15 protein-coding genes and 2 pseudogenes are annotated in these 21,048 nt (G+C 53.4%); 10 read left to right on the top strand and 7 right to left on the bottom strand.

What is annotated here, in order from left to right; translation table 11 throughout:
* Positions 1–183: 183 nt before the first annotated feature.
* The 5 genes from GT756_RS17055 to yegD all read right to left on the bottom strand — a co-directional run bounded on the left by GT756_RS17055 (position 184) and on the right by yegD (position 5,509).
* Entirely contained in the window at positions 184–795 is a 612-nt protein-coding gene (locus GT756_RS17055; protein WP_004201550.1) for a LuxR C-terminal-related transcriptional regulator, read from the bottom strand.
* 116 nt (positions 796–911) lie between these two features.
* Complete coding sequence (locus tag GT756_RS17050) at positions 912–1,052, bottom strand: small membrane protein (protein ID WP_004146563.1); 141 nt, start codon at positions 1,050–1,052, stop codon at positions 912–914.
* Positions 1,053–1,289: 237 nt separating this feature from the next.
* Positions 1,290–1,997 (bottom strand): response regulator transcription factor, encoded by a 708-nt coding sequence (locus GT756_RS17045; RefSeq protein ID WP_080847724.1) that lies wholly within the window; start codon positions 1,995–1,997, stop codon positions 1,290–1,292.
* 14 nt (positions 1,998–2,011) lie between these two features.
* On the bottom strand, positions 2,012–3,868 hold the full coding sequence (locus GT756_RS17040) for a sensor histidine kinase (protein ID WP_049093685.1): 1,857 nt from the start codon (positions 3,866–3,868) through the stop codon (positions 2,012–2,014).
* A gap of 288 nt (positions 3,869–4,156) precedes the next feature.
* A complete protein-coding gene (gene yegD / locus GT756_RS17035) occupies positions 4,157–5,509 on the bottom strand; it encodes a molecular chaperone (RefSeq protein WP_004201546.1) in 1,353 nt (450 codons plus the stop codon).
* Positions 5,510–5,646: 137 nt separating this feature from the next.
* Here yegD and alkA point away from each other — a divergent pair, with 137 nt between their 5' ends.
* From alkA to asmA, 4 genes are all read left to right on the top strand, one after another.
* Complete coding sequence (gene alkA / locus GT756_RS17030; protein WP_048295154.1) at positions 5,647–6,495, top strand: DNA-3-methyladenine glycosylase 2; 849 nt, start codon at positions 5,647–5,649, stop codon at positions 6,493–6,495.
* Positions 6,496–6,609: 114 nt separating this feature from the next.
* Positions 6,610–7,251, top strand: a complete 642-nt coding sequence (gene udk, locus GT756_RS17025) for a uridine kinase (RefSeq protein ID WP_002912442.1) — start codon at positions 6,610–6,612, stop codon at positions 7,249–7,251.
* 90 nt (positions 7,252–7,341) lie between these two features.
* Entirely contained in the window at positions 7,342–7,923 is a 582-nt protein-coding gene (dcd, locus tag GT756_RS17020) for a dCTP deaminase (protein ID WP_004151145.1), read from the top strand.
* Between the two features lie 30 nt (positions 7,924–7,953).
* Positions 7,954–9,801 carry an outer membrane assembly protein AsmA gene (gene asmA / locus GT756_RS17015; RefSeq protein ID WP_160124947.1) on the top strand — a complete coding sequence of 616 codons (1,848 nt, stop codon included), beginning with the start codon at positions 7,954–7,956 and terminating at the stop codon, positions 9,799–9,801.
* A 416-nt stretch (positions 9,802–10,217) separates the two neighbouring features.
* Here the strand turns inward: asmA and GT756_RS17010 are convergent, their stop codons facing one another.
* Positions 10,218–11,801, bottom strand: coding sequence for a TerC family protein (locus GT756_RS17010; RefSeq protein WP_160124946.1), 1,584 nt, complete (start codon positions 11,799–11,801; stop codon positions 10,218–10,220).
* Between the two features lie 759 nt (positions 11,802–12,560).
* On the opposite strand from GT756_RS17010, the pseudogene galF reads away from it, so the two are divergent.
* A pseudogene (gene galF / locus GT756_RS17005) lies at positions 12,561–13,489 on the top strand (GalU regulator GalF).
* A 360-nt stretch (positions 13,490–13,849) separates the two neighbouring features.
* Positions 13,850–14,479: a phosphatase PAP2 family protein gene (locus tag GT756_RS17000; protein ID WP_072420689.1), complete on the top strand. Its 630-nt coding sequence runs from the start codon at positions 13,850–13,852 to the stop codon at positions 14,477–14,479.
* A gap of 541 nt (positions 14,480–15,020) precedes the next feature.
* Here GT756_RS17000 and GT756_RS25950 read toward each other — a convergent pair.
* A pseudogene (locus tag GT756_RS25950) lies at positions 15,021–15,147 on the bottom strand (hypothetical protein).
* 286 nt (positions 15,148–15,433) lie between these two features.
* Here GT756_RS25950 and GT756_RS16995 point away from each other — a divergent pair.
* The 4 genes from GT756_RS16995 (at position 15,434) to GT756_RS16980 (ending at position 20,770) form a co-directional block, all read left to right on the top strand.
* Positions 15,434–16,867, top strand: coding sequence for a capsule assembly Wzi family protein (locus GT756_RS16995; protein ID WP_072420690.1), 1,434 nt, complete (start codon positions 15,434–15,436; stop codon positions 16,865–16,867).
* Between the two features lie 149 nt (positions 16,868–17,016).
* On the top strand, positions 17,017–18,156 hold the full coding sequence (locus GT756_RS16990) for a polysaccharide export protein (protein ID WP_072420691.1): 1,140 nt from the start codon (positions 17,017–17,019) through the stop codon (positions 18,154–18,156).
* A complete protein-coding gene (locus GT756_RS16985; protein WP_275268340.1) occupies positions 18,156–18,590 on the top strand; it encodes a protein tyrosine phosphatase in 435 nt (144 codons plus the stop codon). Before GT756_RS16990 ends, GT756_RS16985 begins: the two co-directional genes overlap by 1 nt.
* A gap of 17 nt (positions 18,591–18,607) precedes the next feature.
* Positions 18,608–20,770, top strand: coding sequence for a polysaccharide biosynthesis tyrosine autokinase (locus tag GT756_RS16980; RefSeq protein WP_160124945.1), 2,163 nt, complete (start codon positions 18,608–18,610; stop codon positions 20,768–20,770).
* Positions 20,771–21,048: the final 278 nt, after the last annotated feature.

Here is a 21,048-nt window from a genome sequence, read left to right as displayed (position 1 = left end):
TTTCCTCGTAAATAGTCTTTTTTCTTATATAAAGGCGCGCGGTAACGTCTTTATACCGAGGAAGCGTCAGAGTTTAACGTTATGTCTGGCAGCGCTGGCGCTTTTTTAGCATCCTGTGGCTATTTTCGGATTTACGACAATATCGCCAGGCGAATATCTTATTCTCTTCTGCTCGCTATTTACCTACCAGCGCTCTCGTAACAGATTCATAAACTGGAAAAAGTCATGGTTATTATTCAGACTGTATTTTTCCATAATCTTATTTTTATGATAGGCGGCGGTACGGGGACTGACGCGCTGCAGGGCGGCGATTTTACTCATATCCATCCCTTCGAGAATACCGTGCACCACGGCGGTCTGCGAGCGCGACAGCACGCGGTGCGGGCAGCTGGCGCAGCTGAGTTCCCGACCCGCGGCGTCGGTGGCTGACGGGCTCATACAATGCTGGAGCTCGCTTTTAATGATTGTCAGCAGTTGCGGAATACTGGCGGTTTTTAGCGAAACAAAAATAACCCCTTTCAGGCAGTTAATCATGAAATCATCTTCCGGCAACTGGTCGTAGCTGTGGAGGATAATCAGCGAACTGCCTTTTTTCCTGTTTTTAATCAGCGTATTGCACAGGTAGATTTCGCCGGGGATCACTTCGCAAATGATGATGTCTTCCCCTGACAGGTCATTATTACGCCAGGAAAAACGCGCCCGTATTTCGCCCTGCGTGAGGTCATTGACCATAGCCATCAGCGATTCACGGACAAAGGTATTGCGGGTGTTGATGGTGACATTAATGTTTCTCATGGCGTTATTTCCTTACGCAAAAACATAACGCCATGCTGTGACACATCCTCCGGGCGTATGCGGTGTGTTGACTGTATTAAAGTACCTACAATATGTTTTTATTATTCTACAGTGAATTATTTACGACGCATTGAACGCTTATCGTTAAAGGTAAATTTCTGCCGTCTCCTGTCTTTCAGATAGGAAATAAAACTGTATACAGAGATGCTGAAGAAAAAAATGCATAGCAATAAAACTAACCACGTTTGCATGGCCATTGTTTATACCTTGTTTGTGTTGCATGGTGTCAGAATTTGCCGCGAACGGCTAATACGTTTTGTTATATGCTTTTCTGTCCGATGAAAATCATACGACATCATCCTGATGTAGTAGCACTATAAGAAAGTTCTTAAGGTTATCGTCAGTCTCATTCCTCTCATTTCTCTCAGAAAATGAGAAAAATTAACACTTGCGAGTCATTCATATCCCGCGCGGCCGCCGACATGCCCCGTCGTTCAGGAGATAAAGGCCAGCCCCTTACCAAAGATTGCGCGTACGGGCAGGTGGATCCCCTGCTGGCGAGCCTTGTGGCGCAGGCGGCTAACCACCACGTCGATACGGTGCAGGTCAGGCTCGTTTTCATGGGCAAACAGGCAAGCATGAAGATCCAGTTTGCTACACACTTCGTTGCGATTGCGCATTAAGAGTTCCACCAGGCGATATTCCTGCTGGGTTAATTCCAGCGTCCGGGCGTCTGGGGAGATCAGTTTATCCTCATGCAGACGCCACAGTCCGGTGGCGGGAGCGGGAGCGGGGGCGGCGCTGGCCATCTCTGGCTGCTGGGGGGCCGGCCGATCCTGTTGCAGGCGGGCGCCGAGGGCGGTCAGGGTCTCCGCGAGATGGGCAAAGTTAACCGGCTTGATCAGATAGGCATCGGCCCCGAGGCTCAGCGCCTGCAGTTTATCCTGCTGTTGGCCGCGGGCGCTGACCACCACCAGACCGTAGTGCCCCAGCTCGTGCAGGTAGCTCAGCACGCTGAAGCCATCCTCGCCGGGCAGACCGATATCAATCAGCACGATGTCCACCGGATGGCTGTGCAGTTGCCGCCAGAAGGCCTCAGCGCTCCGCGTCCCCCATACCTCGAAGCCGCGATAGCCCAACCAGGCCAGCAGTTCATCCAGCAGATCGGGGTTATCTTCAATTATCGCCAGCCGTAAAGCCATGCGTCGTTCTCCTCTTAAGCAACCGTGGGGAGGGTGAGAATAAAGGTGCAGCCGTCCGGGCCATGCTCGGCCAGCCACAGTTTGCCATCATGAGCCTGCACGATCTGACGCGCAACATACAGTCCGAGACCGGTGCCGCCCGGCACCGGCGACGTATGTTCCCCGCGGCGATAGCGCTCAAAGATCAGTTCCGCCTGTCCGGCGGGGAGCCCAGGGCCGTAGTCGCGAATGCGCAGCTCTGTTTGCCCGGCATCAGCGTGAATATCGATGGTGATTTCGCCCGGCGGCGAATACTTGACCGCGTTATCCAGCAGGTTAGCGATGGCGATGCACAGCAGACCGGCATCGGCCTGCAGCTGGGGGCTTTCCACCGCGCCGTGATGGCGGATGTTCAGGTAGTGATCATGGGAGATGGCTACCACCGAGGCGGCCATGTTGATCACCGCCAGCAGGGCGGTCTGCTGGCGGTCAACGTGTAGATCGTGGGAGGCGAGGCGCGCGTCGGCGAGGCAGTTATCGGTGAGCTGTACCAGACGGGTGGCGGCGCGGCCGATGCGATCGAAGCGCGCCTCCTGGCTGGCGGAGGCCGCCGAGAGGCGGAGATTCTCCAGCGCAGCCTGGATCACCGCCAGCGGGGTGCGGAATTCGTGCGCCACCATGCCCATAAACTGCCGCTGGTGGAAGCTGGCCTCGCGCTCAATCTGCAGCTCGCGCGCCAGGCGCTGCTTCTGCTCCAGCTGGCGGTTTTCAGCCCGCACCCGCAGGATGGCAATGATCAGCACCGTAATGATGTGGACGATCAGCGCATACTGCCAGAGGGAATAGATCGCCATATGAAACGGGATAATACCGTGGATCGACAGCTGCACCAGCACCGCGGCGGCGACATAGAACGGCGGCAGGAGCCCCAGCAGGAGAGTGTTGCGGTCGATAGCTTTTTTGCGCCACAGCCACCAGGAGGTGAACAGCAGCACCGGAGTGATAATGATAAAGATCACTCCTTCAATCTGCATCGCGAGGCCGTAAAAACCCAGCGGAATACTGACCTGCAGCAGCAGGTTAAGCACCACGGCGGCGATCAGCAGCCGGTAAAGCCGCGGCATATTTTTCTTTAAATCGAATATCTCACTGTGTAGCCAGAGGGCGGTGGCATAGCTGAACAGCGAGAGGCTGCTGATCATAAAATCCTGGAAGGGCAGCGCGGCGTGGCCGAAGAACCACTCCGGGAAGCCGTGCAGGGCAGCCACCAGCGGATAATTGAGCGAGAAGAAGCAGATGCCCCATAGCAGACGCCGGCGCAGGGCCAGGGCCAGCCACAGCGCCACGCCGCTGGCGACCGCCGCGAGACCAAAATAGAAGCTCCAGAAGGCGGTGTCGGCGGCGGCCCGTTGCACATAGGCCTGCGGCGAAGAGAGCGAGGCCAGCAGGATCAGAGTGCTGGTGCTCTGCAGACGAAAGACTATCTCATAGCCGGCGGCGGTCGGCGGCGGAGGGAGGATCAGCACGCTTTCCCGATAGTGAAGATCGCTCTCGCGGGCCGGGTCGCGGTCGCCAAAGGTACGCGCTGTCCACGGCGCGTCGCTGCCCAGTGGCCGGTAATAGAGAGTCAGGTGGTCGACGAAAGAGGGACCAATCTGCAGCCAGCGCGACTCGCCGGCAAACCAATCACCCGGCAGCTCGCTGCGCAGCCACAGGGTTTTGCGTGAATAGCCGAAGGAGGGGATTTGCCGGGTGGTGGCGAGCCGGTCCGCGGGCAGGGCAGTAAAACCATCGATGGTCATCCGACCGCTGTCGTCCGCGTACCACTGGACCGGAATATCAATGCCCACCTGGCGCGTCGCCGCCTGCGCCTGTGGGGCGGCCAGCAGCAAGAGCAATCCGCAGCTGACCAGCCAGCCTGCCAGGAACTGCGGCCGGCAACGCCGGACCGCCGCGAAGATCGCAGACACCCTTTTCAATCACGCCCCCTTGCGGCATGCAAAGATTACTGACCGCAGACGACTGGCTACGGTATGGATAATACGCCCCCGGAAGCGGAGGAAAGTGGACAGGCCTGTCCGGAAGAACAGGCCATTTTGCGTGGGAGACCAGGAATATTCCAGCGTAATCTGCAGCGCCACGATCAGGACAGACCTGCTGCGCGGCAGCGCCGGGGGGGACTAGCGGAAAACCACCTGCGCCCAGCGGGCCAGCCCGGCGGTTACCGAGCCAAAATCATCGCCACCGGCCAGCGGAATACCGGGCAGCCGGGCCGCCAGCGCCTTTTTGATCAGCGGCGAGCGGGCGCTACCGCCGGTAAGATAGATCACATCCGGGGTGGTCTGGCTGCTGTCGAGGGCGAGCTGCACCTGCTCCATAATGCGGGCCAGAGGCTGATCCAGCGCCGCTTCCAGACCCTGCTGAGCGATATCGGTAGCCAGCTCGTCCTGAATAAACGGCAGCGCGGTCTCAACGCGGGCGGCGCTGGAGAGGGCGATTTTGCTCTCTTCGGCGCTGCGCACCAGGCGATAGCTCAGACGCTGACGCCAGACCTTCAGCAGCAGGGCCACCTTATCGGCATCCCGGGCGCTGCGCAGCAGGTCGTTCAGCAGTCGGCCATTGGCGGTACTGTAGAAATCGCTCTGCGCCGGGACGTCGTTGATCGCCACCGCATTCCACCACGGGAGGATCGGCAGCGCGGTGCCTTTCTCCGTTTCACCGCCCATGCCGAGAAGGGGCATCAGGCATTTAAAGGCCAGGGCAATGTCGAGGTCGTTACCGCCGATGCGGCAGCCGCTGTGGCCGAGCAGGCTCTGCTGGCGGTCGGCGCGCTCCCGCCACTGCGGGCCCATCAGCAGCAGGGAACAGTCGGTGGTGCCGCCGCCGATATCGACGACCAGCACCCGCTTCTCTTCATTGAGGGTAGCTTCGAAATCCAGGCCGGCGGCCACCGGTTCAAACTGGAAGACCACGTCGCGAAAACCGGCGCGGAGGGCTGCCCGCTCAAGGATCCCCTGCGCCTGGGCGTTGGCGTCGTCGCCGCCGAGGCCCTGGAAGTTAATCGGTCGGCCAATCACCGCCTGGTCAATCTGCTCGGGCAGCTGGCTTTCCGCCTGCAGTTTGATGTGCAGCATCATGGCGCAGACCAGGTCTTCAAACAGGGCCACCTGCTGCGGCTTGAGGCCGCTGGCGCCGAGGAAGGACTTTGGCGATTTAACGAAGTAGACCTCTTGCGGATCTTCAACATATTGATGCAGTGAGGCGAGGCCGAACTGCACGCTGTTGCGCAGCACCTCGATGTCTTCGTCGCGGTTGGCGGCAATCGCCCGGCGCAGCAGCGCCTGGTTTTCGTCGCTGTGGGTGGGCACATCGTGATGGCGATAGAGCCACTCGCTGACCGCTTCGCGCGTCGGCGCGCAGAGCATCGAGGGCAGCAGGGCGCTGCCGTTTTCCAGCGTCAACAGCTGGGGCTTGTTTTCCCGCATCACGGCCACCGAACAGTTGGCGGTGCCGTAGTCAAAACCAATAAACATCGTCTGCAAAATCCCCATGCCGGTGAAGAAGGGGGGCGACTTTAGCGGATCGCCGTCATGCCGACAACCGGAATTTAAAAGCAAGGCGCTGACGGTGAAGGGCGACTATCATTGAAACGCTATATAAAGGAGAGCTTATGGTGTTGTTACCCTGGACCCCGCCTTACGACTGGGCGTGGATGGTTGGTTTTCTGCAGGCGCGTGCGGTCGCTGGCGTTGAGCGTTTTCATGACGGCGGCTACAGCCGCAGCTTTCGCGTAGCAGGCCACGGCGGGCTGATTCATCTGGCGCCGGACGAGGAGGCGCAGGGCCTGCGGGTGACGCTCTCCCCGGGGCTGCAGCCGGTGGCTGAGATCTGCTATGCGCGAATTGGCCAGCTGTTCGATCTGGCCTGCGACCCGCAGCAGGTCGCTCGCACGCTGGGCGACCTGGCACAGGCGCGACCGGGGCTGCGCCTGCCCGGGGCGCTGGACGCTTTCGAACAGGCGGTGCGCGCGGTGCTCGGCCAGCTGGTGAGCGTGGCGATGGCCGCCCGGCTCACCGCCAAAGTGGCGGCCGGCTGGGGCGAACCGCTGGCGGACGCCCCCGGCTATGTCTTATTTCCGACGCCGGAGGCGCTCTCCCGGGCCGATCCGCAGGGGCTGAAGGCGCTGGGGATGCCGCTTCGCCGCGCGGAGGCGCTGATCCACCTCGCCCGGGCGGCGCTCAGCGGCGAGCTGCCACTGACGGCGCCGGCGGATATCGACGCCGGGCTGCGTCAGCTGCAGACTCTGCCCGGGATTGGCCGCTGGACGGCAAACTACTTTGCCCTGCGCGGCTGGCAGGCGAAGGATATCTTTTTGCCGGACGACTACCTGATTAAACAGCGCTTTCCGGGAATGACGCCAGCCGCCATCGCCCGCTATGCCCGCCGCTGGCAGCCGATGCGATCTTATGCGCTGTTGCATATCTGGTATACCGATGACTGGGCGCCGGCGGCGGAATAGCCGTCCGGGGCGCATACCACTGGTATCGGGACGCTGAAATCCCTATAATTGCCGCGTTTGGCGGTCCGCCGCCACCCTCCATCTCTATCCAGGTTAATCAGGTCGCAAAAATTTATGACTGATATGTCCCATCAGTGCGTCATTGTAGGTATCGCCGGCGCATCGGCTTCTGGCAAAAGTCTTATTGCCAGTACTCTCTATCGCGAATTGCGTGAACAAGTTGGCGACGAACATATTGGCGTCATTCCGGAAGACAGCTATTACAAAGATCAAAGTCATCTGTCGATGGAAGAGCGCGTCAAAACCAACTATGACCACCCGAGCTCAATGGACCACAGTCTGTTGTTCCAGCACCTGCAGATGCTGAAAAGCGGCCAGCCGATTGAACTGCCGGTCTACAGCTACGTCGAGCATACCCGCACGCCGAACACCATTCACGTCGAGCCGAAGAAGGTGATTATTCTTGAAGGGATCCTGCTGCTGACCGACGCGCGTCTGCGTAACGAGCTCAACTTCTCTATTTTCGTCGACACCCCGCTCGATATTTGCCTGATGCGCCGCATTAAGCGCGACGTAAACGAGCGCGGCCGCTCCATGGACTCGGTGATGGCCCAGTATCAGAAAACCGTGCGCCCGATGTTCCTGCAGTTTATTGAGCCGTCGAAGCAGTATGCCGACATCATCGTGCCGCGCGGCGGCAAAAACCGCATCGCGATTGATATTCTGAAGGCCAAAATCAGTCAGTTCTTTGAATAACCTGGCCGAATTGTGTAACGTGCAAAGAGTAGCCCTGTTGCCCTCTCCGCCGCGAAGCGTGCGGGAAGCAGCCTTATAAGGAGAAAGCCCATGCGTCTGTGTGACCGAGATATCGAAGCCTGGTTGGATGAAGGGCGACTGGCCATCAATCCGCGCCCGCCCGTTGAGCGTATTAATGGCGCGACGGTTGATGTACGGCTGGGTAATAAATTCCGCACCTTCCGCGGCCACACGGCGCCGTTTATCGATTTAAGCGGCCCGAAGGCCGAGGTCAGCGCCGCGCTGGACCGCGTGATGAGCGAAGAGATCGTACTGCCGGAAGGGGAGGCCTTTTTCCTGCATCCAGGCGAACTGGCGCTGGCGGTGACCTACGAGTCGGTCACCCTGCCTGCCGACCTGGTGGGCTGGCTGGACGGACGCTCCTCGCTGGCGCGCCTGGGGCTGATGGTGCACGTGACTGCGCACCGCATCGACCCGGGCTGGTCCGGCTGCATCGTGCTTGAGTTCTACAACTCCGGCAAACTGCCGCTGGCGCTGCGCCCGGGGATGCCCATCGGCGCGCTGAGCTTTGAACCCTTATCGGGCCCGGCGGCGCGGCCATATAATCGCCGTGAAGACGCCAAATATCGCGACCAACAGGGCGCGGTGGCGAGCCGAATCGACAAGGATTGATAACGTCAACGGGGTGTTGCTGAGGGTGCCATGAGACGAATACTGACAACGCTGATGATCCTGCTGGCGGTCATTGTCGCCGGGCTTACCTCGTTGGTATTGCTGGTCAATCCCAACGATTTTCGCGCCTATATGGTGCATCAGGTGGCAGAGCGCAGCGGTTATCAGCTTGAACTCGATGGCCCGTTGCGCTGGCACGTCTGGCCGCAGCTCAGCATTCTCAGCGGACGCATGACGCTGACCGCCCGAGGCGCCGAGGAGCCGGTGATCCGCGCCGACAACATGCGCCTCGACGTGGCGCTGCTGCCGTTGCTGTCGCACCAGCTGCAGGTGAAGCAGGTGATGCTCAAGGGGGCGGTGATCCAGCTGACCCCGAAAACCGAAGCGGTTCGCGACAGCGCCGCGCCGGTGGTGCCGCATGACAACACCCTGCCGCTGGCTCCGGAGGACCGCGGATGGTCCTACGACGTGCGCCAGCTGCAGGTGGCCGACAGCGTGCTCTTCTTCCAGCATGAGAACGGCGAGCAGGTGACCGTGCGCGACATCCGCCTGCAGATGGAGCAGGATGAGAACCACCGGGCCACCGTCGACTTCTCCGGCCGGATCAACCGCGACCAGCGCGACCTGGCGCTGAGCTTCTCCGCCACCGTGCAGGGTGGCGACTATCCGCACTCGTTAAAAGCCGACTTTAGCCAGCTCAGCTGGCAGCTGCGCGGCGCCGAGCTGCCCCCCGACGGCATCAATGGTCAGGGGAGCCTGCAGGCCAGCTGGCAGGAGGATGGCAAAACCCTGCGCTTTGATAATCTGAACCTGATGGCCAGCGGCAGCACCCTCACCGGCAACGGCAGCGTGGTGCTGGGAGACCGCCCGGACTGGTCATTGGATCTGCACGCCACCACCCTGAATCTTGACAGTCTGCTGGCATCCTCTTCGCCGGCGACCGACAGCAGCGCCAGCCCGCAGGGCCAGAGCCAGACGCGACCGCTGCGTCCGGTGATCGCCGACAGCGATGAGCGCGAAGATTACCAGAGCCTGCGCGGCTTTAACGGCCGGATGGCCCTGAGCGCCGACCAGCTGCAGTGGCGCGGCCTGAACTTCACCCAGGTGCAGAGCGAAATCAGCAATCAGCAGGGGCTGCTGACGGTCAGCAAAATGCAGAGCAACCTCGACGGCGGCCAGCTCTCCCTCCCCGGGACCCTTGATGCCCGCGGCGACACGCCGCAGGCGACGTTCCAGCCGGCGCTGCAGAACGTGGAGATTGGTTCGCTGATCAAAGCCTTCAACTATTCATTAAGCCTGACCGGCAAGCTGTCACTGACCGGCGAGTTTTCCGGAACGCGCATTGACGCGGATGATTTCCGCCGTCACTGGCAGGGCCAGGCGCAGCTCCAGATGACCGATACCCGAACCGAAGGACTTAACTTCCAGCAGCTGGTGCAACAGGCCGTTGAGCGCAGCACCAACGTGCGGGCGCAGGAAAACTATGACAATGCCACCCGCCTGGATGCCGTGAGCAGCCAGCTCACGCTGGATAACGGGCTGGTGACGCTGAACCGCCTGCAGGGGCAGTCCGATGTGATGGCGATGACCGGCGAAGGTCAGCTCGATCTGCAGAAAGAGAACTGCGATATGCGCTTTAACGTGCGCGTGCTCGGCGGCTGGAAAGGCGAGGGCAAACTTATCGACCGCCTGAAACAGACCGCTATCCCGCTGCGCATCTATGGCGACTGGCAGTCGCTGAGCTACAGCCTGCAGGTCGACCAGATCCTGCGCAAACAGCTGCAGGATGAAGCGAAGCAGCGCCTCAACGACTGGGTCGAACGTAATAAAGGCAGCAAAGAGAGCAAAGACGCCAAAAAACTGCTCGATAAGCTGTAATCGTCCAGACCAGCAGCCCGGGACTTCCGGGCTGTGTCATTGCCGTCAAAGTGTGTTGTCATATTGATGCCGGGCGGCGGATACGCCTGATCTGGCCAGGGCTGTGCGATAGGGGTAATCCCTCGGTCTGTGTCGCCCTCCCGTAGGCCTGATAAGCGAAGCGCCATCAGGCAGTGTGGCGGCTGTAGAGCATCAATTCCCTGTGATGTGAGCATGTCGTCAAAGTGTGATGTCACGTTAATGCCGGGCGGCGGCTACGCCTGACTCCGCCTGGGTTGTGCAGCAGGGGGTAATTCCCCGGTTTGTGTCGCCATTCTGTAGGCCTGATAAGCGAAGCGCCATCAGGCAATAAACAGGGTACCTGGCTATCAATTTTACGGCCCGGGATACCCCGGGCCGTTATTTATCCCTTAGGATTACACCTCATAATCCAGCTCTTCCTGCTTTACCGGCGGGACGATCTGCACCTTTTGCACCCGATGGCTGTCGACCTGCAGCGTGCGCAGGGTATAACCGTCAATCTCAATGGTTTCCCCCACCTGCGGCACATGCTGCAGATACTCCATCAGCAGACCGGCAACGGTGTGGTACTCACGTTTATCATCCAGCGGCAGCGGAACATACTGCACCAGATCCTCCAGCGGCATATGGCCGTTAACCGTCCACGAACCGTCCGGATGGTGCTGAATATCGTGCCGGGCGTCGATCTCCTCCACCTCGTTGGGCAGATTGCCGGCAATGGTCTCCATCACGTCGCTCAGGGTCACAATCCCCTCGACGGAGCCAAACTCATCCACCACAAAGGCAAAATGGGTGCGGGCCTGACGAAACTGCTCAAGGGCTGAGAGGAGCGGTAACCCTTCCGGAAAGACCAGCGGCTGGCGCACCAGCGCCTGCAGATCCAGCGGCTCCTGGCGCAGGGACTGCTGGAGCAGGTCGATAACATGCACCACCCCCAGCAGGTCTTCATTATCCTTTCCGCCGGTGACCACCAGGCGGGTGTGCTGATTTTTTTTCACCAGGCTGCGGATCTCTTCCTCCGGCGCGCTGAGGTCGATGCGCTCGATATCATGGCGGGAGGTCATAATACTGCTGACGCTGCGCTGATTAAGGTTCAGCACCCGCTCAATCATCAACCTTTCCTGCGGATTAAACAAAGGATGATGGTCCTGATCGGCCACCAGCGACGCCGTGTCAGCATCCAGTTCAGCTTTTTCCTTCTGACCGCTCAGCAGGTTCATTACCGCCTCGGTAGTGCGCTGACGCAGCGTCATATTGGCGGAGAGAAAGCGACGGCGGTTAAACAGCGCCAGCTGGTTAAGGGCTTCAATCATCACCGAGAAGCCAATTGCCGCATATAAATAGCCTTTCGGAATAATAAAGCTGAAGCCTTCAGCAATCAGGCTGAAGCCGATCATCAGCAGGAAGCTCAGACAGAGGATCACGATGGTCGGGTGGCTGTTAACGAAGCGCGTCAGCGCCTTGCTGGCCATCAGCATCAGGCTGATAGCGATGATCACGGCGGCCATCATCACCGCCAGGTGGTCGACCATGCCGACCGCGGTGATCACCGAGTCGAGCGAGAAGATGGCATCAAGCACCACGATCTGCGCCACCACTGCCCAGAATTTGGCCCCTCTGCGCTGGGTGGGATTATCGCTGTCTTTTCCCTCCAGCCGCTCATTAAGCTCGACGGTCGCTTTAAACAGCAGGAACAAGCCGCCGAACAGCATAATTAAATCGCGGGCGCTGAAGCTGAAGTCGTGAAAAACAATCAGCGGTTTGGTCAGGGTGACGAGCCAGGAGATAGAGGCCAGCAGCAGGAGACGCATCACCATCGCCAGCATCAGGCCAGTGATCCGCGCGCGGTCGCGCTGGGCGGGCGGGAGCTTCTCAGCGAGGATAGCGATAAAGACCAGGTTATCGATACCTAACACCAGTTCGATAACGACCAGCGTGACGAGACCTGCCCAGATTGACGGATCGGCAATCCATTCCATATGTATTAAAACCTGTACGACTGCGGTATGTGTTACCACGATCATGGATAAGATGAGTATAAAATGCAATAACGACGCGGATAGCGCCCTGCCATGGGTGGATATATTTCCAGCAGATTAAGCGAACCGATAAGAATTATGTTCCGGTAAAGAACAGTGAAAAAATAACACCATGGCGGTTGCCCTGGAATAAGCGGGCCAATATCAGAACGTCTGCCGCTGCGCTTCCGCCAGGGGCGCAAAAGCGGCGCTGTGACACCGCTCGTCGCAGCGAGAGGTGATGCTTACGCTATGGGGGAAGAGCGTAATCCCTCGCAAAATCGGCATAATTCAGCTCATAAAGGGGGCGCAGAATAGGGCGGCTCCTGGTTTTATTCCGCCGATTATGGCTTGTATAGCGACCTGTCCAGCGGTAAATGCTGAAATATATTGCCTGGATAAATTTATTATCTATACCTATTCTTTGCGGGCATAGGTGCGGCACGGCAGCCCTGGCGTGCTGGCGCGCCCTGTGGACGGGGATCTCGGCCACATTGCACGGCGCAGAGAAACGCACCGCTGAATAACCTGATCGAGAATAAGATTATTCTCACTTCTAACTGTTGGTAAAAGGGAGTTATGTGTATTCTTTTACGTGACAGTGAATTTAAGAATTTGGCGGGCAGATGCCCGGGCAGTATCCGTGTATTATCAGTTTCAATGGATTTGTGACATGTACAATTTTGCAAAACCGCGTGTTTTGCAACCAAACAGGTGAAGATGAATATGGCGAATTTGAAAGCGGTTATTCCGGTCGCAGGACTAGGCATGCATATGCTGCCGGCCACAAAGGCAATTCCAAAGGAGATGCTGCCGATCGTTGATAAGCCAATGATTCAGTACATTGTTGACGAAATCGTCGCCGCCGGGATCAAAGAGATTGTTCTGGTGACGCACTCCTCGAAGAACGCGGTGGAAAACCACTTTGATACCTCCTACGAGCTGGAAGCCCTGCTTGAGCAACGCGTGAAGCGCCAGCTGTTAGCGGAAGTCCAGGCCATTTGTCCGCCTGGCGTAACTATCATGAACGTGCGCCAGGCGCAGCCGCTGGGTCTGGGCCACTCCATTCTCTGCGCCCGTCCGGTCGTCGGGGATAACCCGTTTGTGGTGGTGCTGCCGGATATCATCCTCGACGGCGGCACCGCTGACCCGCTGCGCTATAACCTCGCCGCTATGGTCGCCCGCTTTAACGAGACCGGCCGCAGCCAGGTGCTGGCGAAACGCATGCCGGGGGATCTCTCAGAATACTCCGTGATCCAGACCAAAGAGCCGATGGTGGCGGAAGGGCAGGTCGCACGTATCGTCGAGTTTATTGAAAAACCGGACGAACCGCAGACTCTGGACTCCGACCTGATGGCGGTGGGCCGCTACGTGCTGTCGGCAGATATCTGGGCCGAACTGGAGCGCACCGAGCCGGGCGCCTGGGGGCGTATCCAACTGACCGACGCCATTGCCGAGCTGGCGAAGAAGCAGTCCGTCGACGCGATGCTGATGACCGGCGAAAGCTATGACTGCGGTAAGAAAATGGGCTATATGCAGGCCTTCGTCACTTACGGAATGCGTAACCTGAAAGAAGGCACCAAATTCCGCGAAAGCATTAAAAAACTGCTGGCCTGAACGCCAGCCTGAGACCGGGCGGCAGGTTCTGAACATCGGTCCTGCCGCTCATAACGTTATGCAGAATTTATTCATAACGTGAATGTTATAACGATTGTAAAGAAAAGTATGGCTTCGGAGACTTCTGGTAGTTTGTCTCGGGCCTCTGTGGTGCAATGGTCGGAGTAGCGGCAATAATGCTTTATGAATAGTCACTTAGTGCGACAATTCCTAAAGTGCAGGGAAAGCGGTCAACGTCAGCCAAAAATAAAACTTGACTGCGATCATGTTTCCGCTTTAAACATCTCACTTGCATGCATAAAAATGTGAAATGAATTGGCATGCGAGCTGGTACAGACATTATGGATAATCCCTGAGCACGGCAGTGGACATCATCGAAGGATCACAGGTATATGAACTGGCAACTCATCTCATTTTTTGGCGATAGCACCGTTTTGCTGCCCAGCGCAGCGGCGCTGTTTATTGTCCTGATGCTGCGTAAAACGTCGCGGTTGCTGGCGTGGCAGTGGAGTTTGCTGTTCGGCATCACCGGCGCCATCGTCTGCGCCTCCAAACTGGCCTTTATGGGCTGGGGACTGGGTATTCGCGAGCTGGATTACACCGGCTTCAGCGGCCACTCAGCGCTCTCCGCAGCCTTCTGGCCTATCTTCTTATGGCTGCTTAGCGCCCGTTTCTCCGCGGGTGTGCAAAGAGCAGCGGTCGCCACAGGCTATGTTTTAGCCGCAGTGGTGGGGTATTCACGGCTGGTCATCCATGCGCATTCCGTCTCGGAAGTGATCGCTGGCCTGCTGCTGGGTGCTGCTGGCAGCGCTTTGTTCCTGCTGCTGCAAAAACGTACCACTCATTCGGAAAGCGTGAGTATTTCATGGGGCGGCGTCGCGTGCCTGATGATGGTCCCGCTTATCCTGTTGCATAGCGGCAATAAAGCGCCGACTCAGTCCCTGCTGGGACAAATCGCCATCGCAGTAGGACCGTTGGACAAACCCTATACCCGAAACGATCTGCACAAGCAGGCCTGGTAATTGTCATTTGTTTTACAGGGGAAATTAAGTTTTCGCTGGTTAATTAGTCAAATAAGAAAATAATCTACTATATGCCGGGCAATTGATAATTCATATTTATGAAATAATGAAGTGCTACTACATTGCTATTGCCTGTTTACATGGATATAGGGGTGATCAGACGTTACTTAAATGCATACAAAAAGCACCTGATACAGATTTAATGTATATCGAGATATTGGAAACTATTAGAAATTGTAGTTGACTATGACGACATTATCTGATTTTTGAATGACGCGGGTGTCATGAAAAATATATGTTTTTTCAGAGGGTTAGCTGTGTATGCGTCGGCGCAGCGATGTCGTATAGGTGTTCGATTGTTGAGAGCAGTAAATAATCTTTATTGGCGAACCGCTAATTTTCGCCAATAAAACAGAGGATAGGATTAATTGGCAGATATTCGGCAGTAAGACTCCCAATTGTGACCGAAATCCCGTAGACTTAACGCCGCAAAAATAAAGGCCTGACCAATTATTCATCCACAGGCCGATAAAATAGTCGTTCAGGTAGTCAGTGCGCTGGTAGCTGTTAAGCCAGGGGCGGTAGCGTCGCTGAAGCCGCTTGCTGCTGTACAATAGTTCCTGTTCAACGGCTGTAAAAATCGACCTAGTCAGGATGAATACCCTCATCGGATATCCATCCATCTTCCACGGATAGCCTCAGAAGTTGGTCAGGAGCGCTGCTGATATCACCTGGATATTATTTTTCCCATCTCATCGATAGCCTATAGGGTAAAATTCGCCTACATTGTGAGCTGGGCGGATGTTATAAAGATGACAAGCAGCTTAGGGTAACTGTACTTGCCTCGTCGGTGTTGCACAGTGAAGTCAGCTGGTGCCGCGAGCGCTTTCTATCTTGCTATTCCCCTCATTCTCATTGAGATACGACAGCGGGGCTGAAAATGGATCTTGTACAATGATAAAAATTGCGCGCATTGCCGTGACGCTGGGTTTGCTTTCCTCACTGGGAGCCCAGGCTTACGCGGCCGGGTTAGTAGTAAATGATAACGATCTGCGAAACGACCTTGCCTGGCTTTCCGATCGCGGGGTCATCCATCTGAGCCTGTCGACCTGGCCGCTGAGTCAGGAAGAGATCGCCCGGGCGCTAAAAAAGGCCAAACCGTCCTATTCTTCTGAGCAAGTGGTTCTGGCTCGTATCAGCCAGCGACTGTCTGCTTTAAAAGCCGATTTCCGGGTCACCGGCTACACCTCGACCGACCAGCCGGGCACCCCGCAAGGGTTTGGCCAGACGCAGCCAGCAGATAACTCGTTAGGCCTGGCGTTTAACAATAGCGGCGAGTGGTGGGATGTCCACCTGCAGGGCAATGTCGAAGGGGGAGAGCGGATCAGCAACGGATCGCGGTTCAACGCCAACGGCGCCTATGGCGCGGTGAAATTCTGGAACCAGTGGCTCTCCTTTGGCCAGGTACCGCAGTGGTGGGGGCCGGGCTATGAAGGCAGCCTGATCCGTGGGGATGCCATGCGGCCGATGACCGGCTTCCTGATGCAGCGGGCAGAGCAGGCGGCGCCGGAAACATGGTGGCTGCGCTGGGTGGGCCCATGGCAGTACCAGATCTCCGCAAGCCAGATGAATCAATATACCGCGGTGCCCCATGCCAAAATAATCGGCGGACGTTTCACCTTTTCACCTTTCCAGTCTTTAGAGTTAGGCGCATCGCGTATTATGCAGTGGGGTGGGGAAGGGCGGCCGCAATCATTTAGTAGCTTCTGGGATGGCTTCACTGGGCATGATAATACCGGTACCGATAACGAGCCGGGCAACCAGCTGGCCGGGTTTGATTTTAAATTCAAACTGGAGCCGACTCTGGGCTGGCCGGTAAGCTTTTATGGGCAGATGATCGGCGAGGATGAGTCTGGTTACTTACCATCAGCCAATATGTTCCTCGGTGGGGTCGAAGGGCATCATGGCTGGGGTAAAAATGCGGTGAACTGGTATTTCGAAGCGCATGACACACGTACTAATATGAGTCGAACGGGCTATACCTATACACATCATATTTATAAAGATGGTTACTATCAGCAGGGCTATCCGCTAGGCGATGCTATGGGGGGAGACGGTCAGCTATTCGCCGGTAAGGTTGAGCTGATAACAGAGGATAACCAGCGTTGGAGTACGCGTTTGGTTTATGCCAAAGTAAATCCCAAAGATCAATCAATTAATAAAGCATTCCCGAATGCTGACACATTGAAAGGTATACAACTTGGCTGGAGTGGGGATGTCTATAAAACAGTCCGCCTTAACACCTCGCTGTGGTATACCAACGCATCTCATAGCGATAGCGATGATGTTGGCGCAAGTGCTGGGATAGAAATCCCTTTTAGTTTATAGGCTGAATGCGGCAGATTGGTAAAGAGATTTGGGTAACGTTGCAGGAAGCAAATCGTATACATCTCTATATCTACCCACACAAGGATGTGCTGGATAATCAATAGCTGTTCAGGAAATGGCAAATTTTGGTTTACTGATGATGTGACATTATGAAGAAAAAAATTGTTAGATTTTCCGCGTTAGCTTTAGTTTTAGGATTTTTATCGGGTTGTACGATTATTCCTGGGCAAGGATTAAATGGCTTACGAAAGAATACGATTGAACTCCCTGATAGTGATTACGATCTGGATAAACTTGTGAATGTATATCCTATGACTCCAAGTTTGGTAGATCAGTTACGTCCGGAAACGCTGATGGCGAGACCAAATCCGCAACTAGATACTTTGCTTAAAAATTACGAGTATCGTATTGGGGTTGGGGATGTACTAATGGTGACAGTGTGGGATCATCCAGAATTGACCACACCTGCTGGTCAATATCGGAGTGCAAGTGATACGGGAAACTGGGTCAATTCTGACGGAACTATTTTCTACCCTTATATTGGAAAGGTCCAAGTTGCAGGTAAGACACTGAGCCAGGTGCGACAGGAGATTGCGGGTCGCTTGACTACTTACATCGAAAGTCCTCAAGTTGATGTGAGTATAGCCGCATTTCGCTCCCAGAAGGTATATGTTACTGGAGAAGTAACCAACTCAGGAAAGCAAGCGATAACAAATATTCCATTGACGGTCATGGATGCTATTAATGCCGCTGGTGGGTTATCTGCTGATGCAGACTGGCGCAATGTAGTGCTTACGCATGATGGCAAAGATACCAAAATTTCTCTTTATGCCTTAATGCAAAAGGGGGACTTAACGCAGAATCATCTGCTATATCCGGGTGATATTCTATTTGTGCCCCGTAATGATGATCTTAAAGTTTTCGTAATGGGTGAGGTTGGTAAACAGAGCACTATGAAGATGGATCGTAGTGGTATGACCCTTACTGAAGCGATAGGTAATGCTGAAGGTATGTCACAAGCATTTAGTGATGCCACTGGTGTATTTGTTATTCGCCAGCTGAAAGGAGATAAGCAAGGGAAAATTGCTAATATCTACCAACTCAATGCACAAGATGCTTCAGCAATGGTGTTGGGAACTGAGTTCCAGTTGCAGCCTTATGATATTGTATACGTGACTACAGCTCCTTTGGTTCGTTGGAATCGGGTTATTTCACAGTTGGTTCCGACGATTACTGGTGTGCATGATATGACAGAAACAATGCGTTATATAAAGAGATGGCCCAACTAATGTTTGATTCAATTCTAATAGTATGTACTGGAAATATTTGCCGATCACCTATTGGTGAACGTTTTCTACGCCGCGAGTTGCCTAATAAAAAAATAGATTCAGCTGGTACATCTGCATTAGTCGATCATGATGCTGATGAAAGTGCAATCAAAGTTTCGGTTAAACATGGATTATCCTTAGATGGGCATAAGGGGCGGCAATTCACAGCCTCTCTAGGGCGCCAGTATGATTTAATACTAGTCATGGAAAAATATCATATTGAACAAATTGGCCGTATTGCACCCGAAGCCCGAGGGAAAACTATGTTGTTTGGTCAATGGCTGAATTGTAGAGAAATTCCAGATCCGTATCGTAAGAGTGAAGAAGCATTTAACTCTGTATATCAATTGATTGAGCAAGCCGGCTTGCGCTGGGTTGAGAAATTAGGCGCATAAATATCAGGAAAAATTGCATGTCATCAGTTAAGCATAAATCTGTTGAGAAAGAGACAGATGAAATAGATTTAGGACGGATAGTTGGGGAAATAATTGATAATCGAAAATTAATTATTTCGATAGTGTCATTATTTACATTGCTAGCCATAGTATATACGTTATTTGCTACTCCAGTATATCAGGCAGATGCCCTAGTGCAGGTTGAGGAAAAACAAGCAAACGCTATATTGAGTAATTTGAGTCAAATGCTTCCGGATAGTCAACCTCAATCTGCTCCAGAAATTGCTTTGTTACAATCGAGAATGATCTTAGGCAAAACCGTAGATGATCTAAATCTACAAGCTGAAGTCAGACAAAAATATTTTCCTGTCTTTGGCAGTGGCTGGGCTAGACTGATGGGGGACAAACCAGGCGAAATATATGTTTCAAGATTATATATTTCGATGGCTAATGAAGACATCCCTGAATTAACATTGAAAGTAATAGATCACACTAATTATACGATATCTGGAGATGGATTCGAGTTATCAGGTAAAACAGGTGTTTTATTAGATAGTAAAGGATTATCAATAAAGATAGATAAAATAGATGCAAACCCAGGAACGGAATTCACAATTACGTACCTAACTCGTTTGCAAGCTATTACGGAATTACAAAAAATACTCACAGTCACGGATCAAGGTAAAGACACTGGAATCTTAAGCATATCGCTTACTGGTGAAAATAAAAAACTTATTGAAAATATCGTTGATAGTATAATTGGAAATTATTTAGCGCAGAATATTTCTCGCCAGGCTGCCCAGGATTCTAAAAGTCTAGAATTTTTAAGTTTACAATTACCAAAGGTCCGTAGTGAGTTAGATTTGGCTGAGGATAAGCTTAATGCCTATCGTCGTCAAAATGATTCTGTCGATCTTTCTTTAGAAGCAAAGTCTGTTTTAGATCAGATAGTTAATGCAGATAATCAATTAAATGAATTAACTTTTCGTGAGTCAGAAATTTCTCAACTTTATACTAAGGAGCATCCTACATATAAGGCATTAATGGAGAAAAGAAAAACGCTACAAGATGAAAAACTAAAACTTAATAAAAAAGTTTCGTCAATGCCAGAAACACAACAGGAAATTTTGCGTCTGAGTCGTGACGTAGAATCCGGGCGTGCTGTATATATGCAATTGTTAAACCGACAACAAGAGCTTAATATTGCAAAATCTAGTGCAATTGGCAATGTTCGAATTATTGATGAAGCCGTTACGCAACCAAAACCGGTTAAACCGAAAAAGATATTGGTGGTTTTAGCAGGGCTTATTCTTGGCGGAATCATTTCACTTGGATTAGTAATGATTCGGATGTTCTTGCGTAGAGGTATTGAAACTCCCGAGCAATTAGAGGATTTAGGTATTAATGTATACGCAAGTATTCCTATTTCAGATGACTTTGCAAAGAGAGTGGCCCAGGAACAAAAATGGAAAAGAAGGAAAATTAGTGAAGTAAACGGACTATTAGCAATTGACAATCCAGCGGACCTTGCAATTGAGGCAATACGAGGGCTACGTACGAGCTTGCATTTTGCAATGATGGAAGCAAGGAATAACGTGCTAATGATTTCGGGAGCTAGTCCAAATGCTGGTAAAACATTTGTGAGTTCAAACCTTGCTGCCGTTATATCTCAAAGCGGAAAAAGAGTTTTATTTATTGATGTTGATATGCGTAAAGGTTATACGCATAAGTTATTTAATGTAAGTAATGATAATGGGCTGTCTGATATACTTTCGGGTAAAGTTGATGCTCAAAAGGCTGTAAGAAAGATTCCGACGGTTGAATTTGATTTTATTCCTCGGGGAATGGTACCGCCTAATCCAGCTGAACTACTGATGCATCGACGCTTCGGGGATTTGGTTTCGTGGGCAAGTGCTAATTATGATATGGTTATTCTAGATACACCACCAATTCTGGCTGTTACAGATGCTGCAATAATAGGTAACTATGCTGGGACTACTTTGCTAATTGCACGCTTCGAGACTAATACTGCAAAAGAAATAGAGGTAAGTGTTAAGCGATTAGAACAGAGTGGTGTAATAGTGAAAGGATGTATTTTGAATGGTGTTGTCAAGAAAGCCAGTAGTTATTATGGATACGGATATAACTATTATGGCTACAAGTATACTGATGGTAAATAGATGATGATCTTGGCACTGAAGGAATATTCTTCAGTGCCAAGAAAATACTATAACGTGTTTTTGTGAGAAAAAGAGAGTGCGTCCTTCAATACACATAAATTTCATATTTCAAATATATTAAAAATACATAAATCGACAATTATTACTGTTGAAAAGCTAAATTTAATAAAATGCAACTTGTAATTAGAGTAGAGTTTGAAGTTATATAGCGATATACGTTGTAATATTTATCATCATTGATATCTACTTTATATTCAATTCTATGACCTAATGGATTA

Source organism: Klebsiella sp. Q2 (assembly GCF_009900705.1).
Lineage (GTDB): Bacteria > Pseudomonadota > Gammaproteobacteria > Enterobacterales > Enterobacteriaceae > Klebsiella > Klebsiella quasipneumoniae.
The sequence above is the reverse complement of the archived record's forward strand: the minus strand, read 5'-3'. Positions and strand labels throughout refer to the sequence as shown.